This window comes from Gammaproteobacteria bacterium, from assembly GCA_003696665.1.
Lineage (GTDB): Bacteria > Pseudomonadota > Gammaproteobacteria > Enterobacterales.
This window is the reverse complement of the sequence record RFGJ01000349.1, coordinates 24,377-35,312: the sequence shown is the minus strand read 5'-3', so window position 1 is coordinate 35,312 and position 10,936 is coordinate 24,377. Positions and strand designations below refer to the sequence as shown.

Here is a 10,936-nt window from a genome sequence, read left to right as displayed (position 1 = left end):
CAGTACCTACCCGAATGGCGACGGGCGATCGCCCTGGCTGTAGAGGAAGGGCGACTACCCAGGCAAGACATGGAGCCGACCGAGTTCGGCAAGATCTACCCTCACTGGGGACTGAAGCACCTGCTATACCCCAACGAAGTGTATCAGGGGCTAAAGAACGTCTCCATAGCGAGAAACAATCGAAAGCAGGACGAATTGCGCCCCGTCGATCCGCAGCGATTTGTCTCGACGGCGGAGCGGCTGCTGGACGGGCAATCGCCCCACGAATGGGCCGTAGGTCTTCTAGCCCTCACTGGACGCAGATTCAGTGAGGGCATCGCCAAGGGCGAGTTTAAGCCAACTACTCACCCCTACGCGATCGCCTTCCGAGGGCAACTGAAGAAGGGGATACAGAACCCAGAGGACGCTCAGACCTTCGTGATCGCCACACTGAGCAAGGCTGACAAGGTACTGAGGGCGATCGAGCGCCTTAGAGCGCACCCCAGGGTTCAGGAATTAGCCGGGCTGACCCCGGACGAAATCAACTCTCGCTCGAACACCACAGTTCGCCACACAATCAAGCGAGAGTTTGAGGACACCGGGATAATCCCGGTACTGGAAGGCGAAAAGAGCGTTTCAGCCCATAACCTGCGAGGCTGCTACGCAGAGATAGCCATCCATTTCTTCTGCCCTCCAAACCAGGGCGCTCACCGCTTCATCCAAGCCCACCTTGGGCACGTCATCGGAGAGCAAGAAATGGATTGCCGCAAAAACGCAGGCGCGACGGAGCATTATTTCCACTACCGGCTGACCGACTCCGCAGGAACACAACTCAGCCAGAAAGGAATTCTCCTGGAGCAGGTCAACAGGCTGCCAATCGCAATTGACGATGGCATCCCACAGCCAGAAAGAGCAGAACCACAGCCAGAAAGAGCAGAAAGAGAAAGACTAGAGGACAAGCCAATGGCAACCACCCGCACCAAGCCAACCCAGAAACAGCCGTCACGATCGTGTGTTGCGACACCGCTGATGCAGCAGCTTAAGAGAGCCGCTGCATCAAGGCTGAAAATACCAAAAACAGCCACCACAGCGGAGTTCTTCGTCCGAGTCATCGCCTACCTCGAAGAAGAACCCCCAACCCAAGACCAAAACAACCCCACAGAACCTAAGATCACCAGTGATTTCGATCTAAACGCTCTAGCCCCTACGTTCCAGTGGTTCACCACTGAAATCGAGCGACTACGACAAGAAAAAGAAGCGCTGGAGAGAGAACTGGAGCAGGTGCGATCATCAGTCCAGACAAAAAACCTAGAGGTTGAGCGACTCCGGGCAGAAGCCGAGCAATTCCAGCAAGTCCGGCAAATGCTCGGTAGTATCAGTGGTGTCAGTGGTGTCGGTGGTGCCGTGGCAATGACAACTCCGACCGCATTCCGATCAGTGCCGCAAGCCGCCCCCACCCCCAGGCGCAGCACTGAACCCGCACCCCGCAGACAGAGCCGGGAAGACGCAGGCGAGAAAGGGAAAGGGAAAATTGATGAGGCAATCGACCTCATTACAAGCTGGAATGACAATCCAGCAGTAGAACACAACCAAAAATGGTTTATCTCCGTCCCCGTGTTGCTCCAACTGATACGGGGTAGCGGCTACTCTGTATCTCAAGGACGAGTGCAGGAGGCCCTCAAGGCACGAGGAGAAGAGATCCAGCAGCACCACGCTGCACACGGGCTAAGCCAGCGGCACAACGCCAGGCACACCAAGCGCATCACAGATGACATCACACTAACCTGATCGCTGAGACTGCTGAGGCTTGAGCGATCGCCTAGTTCCACGCATCTTGCCGCGACTCCAAGAGGGCGATCGCCTTGCCATTGTCGCGCGATAGCGAGATGCAAAAAAAAGCCCGCACTAGGCGGGCTTTGGAGATCGCAGGGAGGATCGACTACTTTTCTTTTTTGCTTTCGCTTTCCTCACCACCTCTTTAACCTTTGGGTTTTGGTGGCGGTGACGAGTGCAATAATCGCCTTTCGCCTGCCGCGCCAAAACGTGTGTACAGGGCGATCCGTCAGGATTGATACCCTTGCACACACGTTTCTCGTGGCGGTACTGCCACAAATTCGTCAGGGCGATCGCCCTTTGGTAAGCCCCAGAGATCCAGGCATCGATAATCGCCTCGATCTCTGGAGTGGGGAGCGGCGATCGCCCCCTCACTTTTTTCTTTTTCCCCGCAGCACCGCTAGATCTTCGGGATCGTCGTCAAAGCAGTCTTCCCGCTCCTGGATCTGGAGCAGGAGGTTTAAATACTTCGTGGCGGGGTCGAAGCACAGTGGCGCTGCGTGGGCAACCGCAGCATCAAACGTCCATTGTCCCGGCAGCGGCAGGTTGCCATCAGGCGTGATGACTGTCATAGCCTGCCCCGCAATGTTGACGCTTCCAACTCCAACTGTGCCAAGGCTCCAGGAGACAAGGTGTTCCCGGAGGGACGGCCCACCGTAGCCGCCACTTTCCCCTATCACCAGATAGGCGACAGAGTTTGAGAACGCGGACTTGTGCTGCGAGGACGCAGCAGGTCTATTCTGATTTGCCCAGGCTAGGGCCTTTTCCAAGGCCTGCCCGAACAGATCTTCGTGTTCCATCGTTTCCTCCATCACTTCTTTATCTTGATGTTGTTGATGAACGCGATCGCATCCTTGCAGCCATCGTGATACGTCAGCTTGTGACGGATCGACGCAGGCTTTGCATATCCTCGACCGCCCAAATTCCCGATCGCCCATTTGCTGCGATCTCTAACGGTTCTCCGTCCAGGGCGGCAGGCATCATCCAGATCATCCAGCCAGATGAAGCGCTCAACCGTTGGATATTGGGCTAGCCAAGCATAAATGTCTGCTGCGTCCCAATCTCCCAAGGCGATCACCGCCTGGATCTGAAACTTCTCAACCAAGGACTTGTACAACAGCCCGTTTTTGCGGGCGTGTTCACGCTTCGTCCGGCTCCCAATTGACCCAATCGAATCAATTGGGAGTTTCCTGCCATTATGCTCAAGTTCGTAAGGATAGCCGTTGCTGTGAGGCAGTAACACATCCGCACCTGGCACGCCAAGGCTCGAAACAGCCTTTGCCACCGCAAGCGACTCATTTCGACCCGACCCTTTCTCTCAACACTTTCAATACTAAACTCGCCTATCACACTTGTCAAACATTTCTTAGGAAAAAGTGTTTGACAAGTGCAAGAAGACCAAATACAGTGGAATTGACGAAAACAAGCAAGGGAAGGACATGAACGGATACCACTTGCGCCCTGCGGAGGCGCTCGCGCTTCGTGCGCTACAGAAGCGCGAGGGATTGAAATCCCTGATCCTGGAAGGGGCCCCTGGAACCGGAAAAACGTATTTCGCCGAAAGCCTTGCCAAAGAGCAGGGCATTGACACTCCCCCGTTTGCAAAACGGGGGAGTGTCAAAGACCCCTTTTGCGAAGCTGAGATCGCAGGTCTGATTCGGAGTTGAACCGTGTTTCGTACAGGTCGCAGCCGTCGGGCATCGACCCGCCGTCGCGGGTCTGTTCAAAGCCCAAGAAATTCAGCAGCCTAGCGCCCGCCTCGTATTCGGCGATCGCCATCAGTTTCAGCGGGAAGGCAATGTGTCTGGAGTCCGCCCAGCAGCCTATCCCCGCTTGCAGTAGCAGCTTAAGCGGACTCCCCCAGCCGCGCACCTGCTCAGCCGTGACAATGCCAGACGCATACCAGCAGGATTGGGGATTCGCCTCACACTCCTCAAATGGCACAGGCACCAACTTGTTCTCTGGGATCTGACCATCACTGAAGGCGTGGTATTGCTCAGGACTGATCGGATAGATGCCCAGCGCCGCCAGAATGCAATCGCCCTCCAACAAGATCCGACTTCCGAACTCGTATCGAGTCCACCACTCCCGGAAGCGATCAAAGCTCAAGCTGCAATCTTTGTAAGCTTCCCTGTCAATCTTCCAAAGCTGTTGAAGCTGACCGAGATCTTCGCAAACCTGCAAACGGTATCGAGGCTTGGGGCGATCCAGCAGCGCGATCGCTTCTTGGCAGGCCAGTTCGTTTGGATTCAGGGTCTTCGGGGTCATTGTTGTATTTGCTCCAAGTCGAATACCAGTCTAGTGCAGTATTCACAGGAGCCGCAAATCGCAGTGCCACACTGACAGCCCCTATTTTTTCCTATTTTTTTGGACATATTGCCCAACCGCCCGGATACCCATCAACGCCCAACTGAACGCCCAACTGAGTTAACAGGCGTTGGCGTTAAGGGGATGGGGTATTTGGCAATCAATCCCCTTAACTGTAGGAGGTGTGAAGTTCGGTTTTGAACTGTACAGTTTTTTGAACTGTACAGTTAGCTATTAGACGGGAAGCCAAGAATTGTCAGAATTGTCTGATCGCTGGCATTCTTGCTCTCATGCCATCCGACGACCCGTCACAAGTTCCAGCTTGAACCCAAAATTTCCTACCTTTTTCGCCTACTGGCGGGGCGGATATTTTTCTTCAAATTTGCCCCGAACCGCTTGCTCGATCAGGAACGCCGCGAGATTAGCCGTTGGGCGGCCTTCCTGACGCGCCCACTTTTTCAAGTCGGCAGCGATCGAGGCTGGCAATGTAAGCATTATTCGTTCACTCACGGCTGTACGATGATTGTTCTTTGTCTTGGGCATTTTGGGATCTTGGGCGCGGGTTTCACCGGGTTTCAGTTTCACAGGTAATCCACAATCAATTGCTTGCAATTACCTATCGCTTCCCTATCACTTCACGACGATATCATGTTAGCATAATGCTTGCGAAGCAGATTAGAAACGCTTCAAAGCGCTATAAATCAAAGCGCCATAAAATCAAAGCGCCATAAAAACTAATTGCTATTTGCTAATTGCCATCTATTGCTATCTTGCTATCTATTTCGATTCGCTCGTCTCGCACTGGAACGAACGAATCATGTAAATCTAATCATGTAAATCTATCGTCTAACCATCGCCCAAGATATCGCCCAAGAGAGTCAAAAGAAAAGTCACAAGTCAATGGAAGTGTGCAACTATGGGCACGTGTTTGACGTGCCTGGACTGGATCACTCACTTTGTAGAAAATGCGGCTGCTGGATTAGGCGGGAAGGGGGGTCGCCAGCAACCATCCCTCCCCGCCTGCCCAAAAAAGAAAAAGGAAAAAAAGGAAGAGCCAGGAAGCCTTCTGCCTCCATTCCCTCTCTGCTAACTAACGGAGGTGAAGAATGGGTAAGATAGGCGAACCATTCGCCCCCGTGACCCGATCTGTGTCCAGCGCTCTAAACAGTGCGCCGCCAGCGGCCTACAAGCTATGGGTGTATCTACGTCAAGAGAATCGCCCTGAAAGATCTTTCAACTTCGACCTAGCAGAAGCGTCCGCCGCGCTAGGGTATACAATGCGCTGGCTGAGAGAAGCGCTACTGAGGCTAAAAGATTTGGAGATGGTGGAGGTGCTAGAGCAGTGGTGGGGGCATCGCTACAAGCTGCGACTACCAGGACTGGAGAGTCCACCAGGACTGGAGAGTCCACCAGGACTGGGGAGCAACAGGAATGAAAGCGGCGATCGCCGACAGAAAAATCCCCAAAAAAATCCCCAAAGAGCGCCACACTCTCAAGCATCTCAATCTCAATCCCAAGCAGAGGCGTTGTATGAAGAGGTTAAAGGCGTTGCCCCAAATTTCAACCCAAAAGTGCTGCTCGAACTTCTTGCACGGTTTGGAGAGAAGAGAATCCGTTGTGCAATAGCAGCAGTCCGAGGAAGGGGGAATACAGAAAACCCTGCGGCTTACCTCCATACCGCAATAGTGAAGGGTTTTTCGCCGCACGGACACTTGAGCAGGGCCATTCCAGGTAGCCAGGGCGATCCAGGAGATATTTCGAGGATTATTGTAGAAACCTCGATTTTTCTTAGGCAATTAGGCTGGGAGCGCGAACAAGTTGCTCATCTCATGATGGAGCGCTACAACGTCCGCTCTCGCCATGAGATGAATGATGATAACCTAAGAGATTTTCGGGATTACCTAGCGCAGTGCATTTCGGGATTACCTAGCGCAGTGCATTTCGGGATTACCTAGCGCAGTGCATTTCGGGATCACGAAAAGAGGACACCTGTTCACCGGGCGTGATGGGTATCGCTGTGATACTGGAACGCCGCAACAAACGTAATCGGCAACTAAAAAGCGGTCGCATCCAACAAGGTGTGACCGCTCTATCTCTATCGCTATAAAGAGTCAAAAGCTAATCGACATCATGTCACAAGTATCTGGCTCATGTCTAGTCCTTTCTCGAAGAAGAAGCGATCGCCCAAGTTCCAAAGTTTCAGTAAAAGCGCAATCGCCGACGGGAAAATTCCTAAATAGAGGACTCAAACCCTTATTTCTCCGTGGCATTAGATCAGAGATCTTTTTAAAGAGATCATGTTGCTCCTAGAACAGGAAGATGTTGCAAACTCCAAAAACGGCGATCGCCCACCACCAAGCAAGTGTCGGTGTTGCCAGATGAGAAGAGCGATCGCCCCACTGCAAAACAAAACGGGCTGCCAAAACGGCGATCGCCCCACTGCAAAACGAAACAGCGATCGCCCCTACCAAAACAAAACGGCGATCGCCCACCACCAAGCAAGTGTCGGTGTTGCCAGATGAGAAGAGCGATCGCCCACTACCAAAACAAAACGGCGATCGCCCCACTGCCAAAGCGCGATCGCCCCTATCAAAACAAAACGGCGATCGCCCTTGCCCTCCTCATCAAAATGACCAAAAACAATGTGTGGGACGGGGAGGATGTCAAAGTCAGAGAAATCAACTTAACGACTTAACAACGGCGCGACCCAGTAGCTCCGCCACTGGAGGTGTTACCGCGTTGCCCGCCTGTTTAAACTGCTTTCTCGGTGGGAGTTGGAGGATCAAATAGTGCCGCACCTGCGCCAGATCTACGAGACGGTTAGAGACCGGAGAAACGGCGATTAAACCTGAGATCAAACCTGAAACTCCAGAAAAGTCCAGAAAAGCCCAACACTTAGACGGGATGTATAAAATACATCCCGTTTTTGTTTTATATACTGATTTTCGCGTTGATTTTGCGTTTTAGGGCTTGTATTTTCTACAAGTCAGGGCTAAGCTTGTTGATTGTTGGTTCAAGTTTGAAAAATCAAGCTTGAACAAGCATATGGAACGCCTTGGAACGTTGAGGGAACTAGACCGTGTTCCAGGGCGATCGCTGAAAGCATTGATCTATCGTGAACAGCGCAGTAAAAAGCTGTTCCAACCTAGTTTCTTCAAGCACTTCAGAGGATTTTTTGTATGAGAACATCCCTTACCGCTTTCTGCAAGTCCCACGGACTTCCAAAGACCACCGTTTACAGAGATTGTCAGCGGTTGGGAATCGATACCGCAAACGGGCTGGACGACGAGGCGATCGCCCGCCTAAACCTGGAATACGGCATCGTCGATGCACCGGCTGCTCCCGAACCGGCGGCGATCGCCCCTGACGAAATTGTCCCCACTGGCTTCATCCGGTCTGGTCAACTCCCTACCGTTGAATCCCGCAAGATCATCCTGCCAGCGGGCTTTGACCCCAACGCGATGGTTCGTCTCTTCGACGGCGTGGTTGGTCAATCGACCGATACCGAAAAGCTGTTGGCGATCGCGGATAGGGCGATCGAAGCCGCTTGCAGTGCGATGGACGCGAAGGTGCAGGAGCAGCGTGAGCGGCTCTCGCGGGCAGAGCGAGACGCTGAAACTCTAGCCGGGAAAATCGCCGCCGCCAGAACTGACCTGACGGTAAAAGCGTTAGAATCTCGCCTTCTGGCAGAGCGCCAGACCTCCGCCACACAGAGGACTGAAGACCTTTTTGGCAACCTAATGGCAATGGGAAAGCCCGACTCTGGCGACTCGCAGCCGTAGCACTGCTGCTGAGTGCGATCGCCATTGTCGCCATTGTCTACTCCGAAACCATTTTCCCAACCCGTTGTTATTGCTCGGAGAAAGCAAAATGATCTACACCTTTCGAGCTAAAAGCGCAGAGAGCGCAGCCCATGTCAGGGCGATCGCCTATCCATCCGCCAAAACCTTCGACCAGTGGTTCGAGGATGGCAACTGGTGGATCAAGGTTTGGACTGAAGATCGCAGCCTGCCGCACAAGGTGCGCCGCTGCGCCAGCTTGGAGCGACGTGAATGGTGACAGGAGAACAAAGTTGGCAAGGAATCTGGTGACAGGAGATCTCGTGCGGCTGAAGCCTCAATCAACTCTAGGCTGGGGACTCCAGGAAACCGTAGATTCTTTCACGGTTTCCAAGGTCGAGTGTTACTCCAGCGGACGAGGCAGTCGAGTCTTGGTGTATACGCAGGAGCGGGGCGGTCGCCCCGTCGCCTGGCTGCGAGGCTCGACCAGGGTGGAGATCGCCACGTCCCACCAGATCAATTGCCAAAACACACAGCCAACCAAATCAGGAGAAATTCATGATGCACGAATCAGAATCAATTGTTGAAGACCTCCGGGTTTCGCTCACCAAACTCAAAGTGCTGATTAATCGGCTTGCCGCTGTTGCCCAAGCCGAGCCAGATCTCAATGTGCGGCAGTGGCTGTCCCACGAGTGCGACAGCCTGTTGGAGCAGTTCTACCAAACCGAGGACACCTTGGCGAAGCTCTGCGCTGATCTGGCTGCTGATCTGGCGGGGGCTGGCGATCGCGCTGCCTAAAAAAAAGGGGCGATCGCCCCTCGTGGTGACACACAAAAGGCGATCGCCCAGATCCCTTGAACTTCAAAAAAGGAGGACTGTGATGCAAGAGCTATTGCAAACAACAGACGAATCAATAGAAAAGGTTCGCGCCCACATCTTGCAGGCGATCGCCCTGCTGAAAAAAAATTGAATCCCTCGCCGGTAGTATGGACGGCGCAACCGCCGAGCAGGCGTATTCCGCTGTTGTCGAAATCGATGACGAAATTCTGAAGCTGGAGAATACCTCCATCAGTGCAGCCGATGCGCTGATGGAGGTAATCGAAGCCTTTGAAGATTGAAGATGCCTCAGCTTCGCTCCTCAGCTTCGCTGATAGTCCCTTCGCACCAAAACCGCCCCCTATCGAGGAGTCCAAAATGCCGAAAGTTGTCTACCAGGCTGCACAAATTGAGGATGCTGATTGGGAAGTTAGATCGGCGATCGCCACGATCGCCGATCTCCACTCGGAGCCAACCCCAGAGGAGATCGCCCGCTTCACTGGGATGGGCAAAAAGGCGATCGCCTCTAGTCTCAAACGGCTTGAAGAAATGGGGCTAATTTCCCGTAGTGGTGCCCGTAGTAGTGCCCGAAGTAGTGCCCGAAGTGGTAGCAGCCCAAACCCCACTTCTACCGACACTTCTACTACTACGAAGCGCCCTAGAAGTGCCCCAAACCCCACCCTGCCCAACACTCAAAGCAATAGAAGAAGAAGAAGAATGGAGGACACCCAAAATGAACAGAATTGACAGAATTGTTGACCTGATCTGCAAGCTGCTAATCGGATATTTTGCCCTGATTTTTGTCTCGATCAGCTTCGGCAATCTTGGCTTGATTCAGCTTCAGCAGCCTGCGCCAACCCTACAGCAAAGCATCCAATCATGAGCCAAATCGTGACCTACCGCCCAGGCGCAATCACGCCGGAAGTGATCGAAAAAGCGACCCCCTCGGAGCTTCGCGCTGAGATCATCCCTGTCGCCAAAAATGCCTACCTCAAGGGCGATCAGCGAGGACTGGAAGGGCTTCTAGAAGCCCTCGCCCAAGAGGGGCATTGCAGGTTGGTGGTCGGCGGCGATTTGACGGTTAATTACCACCAGATTTCGTATCACTACCATGCAGCGCCGGAGCCAGAACGCAAAGACAAAGAGCGCGATCGCCCTGCCATCTGCGCCCGACGTGAATCTCCCCCGTCTTTTGATCCATCCAACCTGCACCACGTTGCAATGGCGTTTTTGATTGCGATGGGGGTGCTTGCAATCAACCGGGCCGTATTTACGGCGAGTGTGATTGAACTCTACTGGCTGCGCCCCCTACCCCCACAGATCAACTATTACGGAGTCCCCAATGGAAACAACTACTAATGGACACAAACCTAATGGACACAAACCCAAAACCCTCAAAAGCGTCGAAGAGGTGATCGACCTGATCCACAATCCGCCTCCGCCTGATGCTGCGCCCACGCCTCCGATCTCCTCGCGTCCGAACTGGACGACCATAGATGGGGTCGGCGACGAATCTGCGCCCGCTACGCCTGCGCCTCCTGTTAGACCCAACCAACAGCCCCCTGAGCCGCAGGCGAACGCCCCGATCGCCAATGCAAAGCCCCCCAGTAATCCGCAGGTGTTCGCCCCGATCGCCAATGCCATCCAGTCGCTAAAGGCGATGACATCCAAGACACCATCAAATCCTCGCAAGTCCGCAGGCTACAACCCGGCAGAGCGGCTGATCGCTGTGGCTGCACTGGTTTCGCTAGGCGCGTGGCTTAGCACAGGCAAAGGGATCGCCGGATTTATGGTCTTCCAGGCTTCGTCGCTCTGGCTTTGGCTTTATCTATCAGTTGCCCTGCTGTTGGCTGCTGTGATGAAGTGGCGGCAATCCAGAAAGATGGACTTGCTGACGTTTAGCCTACTGGCGATCGCAATGGCAGCGATTGCCATGCTCTCTGGCTTCCTGTCCTGGCTACTGTTGGGGACGGTGGTGGCTGCTGGGATACTCTGGACTTACACCGACCTGACTGACGGTGGCATTGAGTACCCGACATCTATCATTGCAGCGGCAACGCTGATCGCCCTAATCAGCGGAGCGGGACAGGTCGTGCCTAATGCACCACAACCGCCTGCAAATCAGCAAAACGTAGGCTAAAAAAGCGATCTCCGTTGATGGGGTTGGTCAACGGCGATCGCCACCAGAGAAGCTTTCGTCAATTCTATCCGTTAACAAGTAT

Annotated in this window: 15 protein-coding genes; 10 read left to right on the top strand and 5 right to left on the bottom strand. The window is 53.7% G+C overall.

Annotated features, from left to right (window positions below; translation table 11 throughout):
• Window positions 1-69 precede the first annotated feature (69 nt).
• The gene (locus D6694_09250) at window positions 70-1,767 is read left to right on the top strand and encodes a hypothetical protein (protein RMH41289.1); all 1,698 of its coding nucleotides are present in this window, start codon (window positions 70-72) and stop codon (window positions 1,765-1,767) included.
• Window positions 1,768-1,884: 117 nt separating this feature from the next.
• Here D6694_09250 and D6694_09245 read toward each other — a convergent pair whose 3' ends face one another.
• The 3 genes from D6694_09245 to D6694_09235 are packed head-to-tail and all read right to left on the bottom strand — an operon-like array spanning window position 1,885 to window position 3,097.
• Entirely contained in the window at window positions 1,885-2,187 is a 303-nt protein-coding gene (locus tag D6694_09245; protein RMH41288.1) for a hypothetical protein, read from the bottom strand.
• Window positions 2,184-2,624: a hypothetical protein gene (locus D6694_09240; protein ID RMH41287.1), complete on the bottom strand. Its 441-nt coding sequence runs from the start codon at window positions 2,622-2,624 to the stop codon at window positions 2,184-2,186. Before D6694_09240 ends, D6694_09245 begins: the two co-directional genes overlap by 4 nt.
• Window positions 2,624-3,097, bottom strand: a complete 474-nt coding sequence (locus D6694_09235) for a hypothetical protein (GenBank protein ID RMH41286.1) — start codon at window positions 3,095-3,097, stop codon at window positions 2,624-2,626. The genes D6694_09240 and D6694_09235 overlap by 1 nt, the downstream gene beginning before the upstream one ends.
• Window positions 3,098-3,251: 154 nt before the next feature.
• On the opposite strand from D6694_09235, the gene D6694_09230 reads away from it, so the two are divergent.
• On the top strand, window positions 3,252-3,479 hold the full coding sequence (locus D6694_09230) for an ATP-binding protein (protein ID RMH41291.1): 228 nt from the start codon (window positions 3,252-3,254) through the stop codon (window positions 3,477-3,479).
• On the opposite strand, the gene D6694_09225 is transcribed toward D6694_09230, so the two are convergent.
• On the bottom strand, window positions 3,430-4,080 hold the full coding sequence (locus D6694_09225) for a hypothetical protein (protein RMH41285.1): 651 nt from the start codon (window positions 4,078-4,080) through the stop codon (window positions 3,430-3,432). The genes D6694_09230 and D6694_09225 overlap by 50 nt on opposite strands.
• A 390-nt stretch (window positions 4,081-4,470) precedes the next feature.
• Window positions 4,471-4,629, bottom strand: a complete 159-nt coding sequence (locus D6694_09220; GenBank protein ID RMH41290.1) for a hypothetical protein — start codon at window positions 4,627-4,629, stop codon at window positions 4,471-4,473.
• Window positions 4,630-5,225: 596 nt separating this feature from the next.
• Here D6694_09220 and D6694_09215 point away from each other — a divergent pair.
• The 8 genes from D6694_09215 (at window position 5,226) to D6694_09180 (ending at window position 10,854) form a co-directional block, all read left to right on the top strand.
• A complete protein-coding gene (locus tag D6694_09215) occupies window positions 5,226-6,074 on the top strand; it encodes a hypothetical protein (GenBank protein RMH41284.1) in 849 nt (282 codons plus the stop codon).
• A 342-nt stretch (window positions 6,075-6,416) separates the two neighbouring features.
• Complete coding sequence (locus tag D6694_09210) at window positions 6,417-6,641, top strand: hypothetical protein (protein ID RMH41283.1); 225 nt, start codon at window positions 6,417-6,419, stop codon at window positions 6,639-6,641.
• A 657-nt stretch (window positions 6,642-7,298) separates the two neighbouring features.
• Window positions 7,299-7,901 carry a hypothetical protein gene (locus D6694_09205; protein RMH41282.1) on the top strand — a complete coding sequence of 201 codons (603 nt, stop codon included), beginning with the start codon at window positions 7,299-7,301 and terminating at the stop codon, window positions 7,899-7,901.
• 88 nt (window positions 7,902-7,989) lie between these two features.
• Entirely contained in the window at window positions 7,990-8,178 is a 189-nt protein-coding gene (locus D6694_09200; GenBank protein ID RMH41281.1) for a hypothetical protein, read from the top strand.
• Window positions 8,179-8,456: 278 nt separating this feature from the next.
• On the top strand, window positions 8,457-8,696 hold the full coding sequence (locus D6694_09195; protein RMH41280.1) for a hypothetical protein: 240 nt from the start codon (window positions 8,457-8,459) through the stop codon (window positions 8,694-8,696).
• Window positions 8,697-9,092: 396 nt separating this feature from the next.
• Window positions 9,093-9,461 (top strand): hypothetical protein, encoded by a 369-nt coding sequence (locus D6694_09190; GenBank protein RMH41279.1) that lies wholly within the window; start codon window positions 9,093-9,095, stop codon window positions 9,459-9,461.
• 132 nt (window positions 9,462-9,593) lie between these two features.
• Window positions 9,594-10,073 (top strand): hypothetical protein, encoded by a 480-nt coding sequence (locus D6694_09185; GenBank protein RMH41278.1) that lies wholly within the window; start codon window positions 9,594-9,596, stop codon window positions 10,071-10,073.
• Window positions 10,057-10,854: a hypothetical protein gene (locus tag D6694_09180; GenBank protein ID RMH41277.1), complete on the top strand. Its 798-nt coding sequence runs from the start codon at window positions 10,057-10,059 to the stop codon at window positions 10,852-10,854. The genes D6694_09185 and D6694_09180 overlap by 17 nt, the downstream gene beginning before the upstream one ends.
• Window positions 10,855-10,936: the final 82 nt, after the last annotated feature.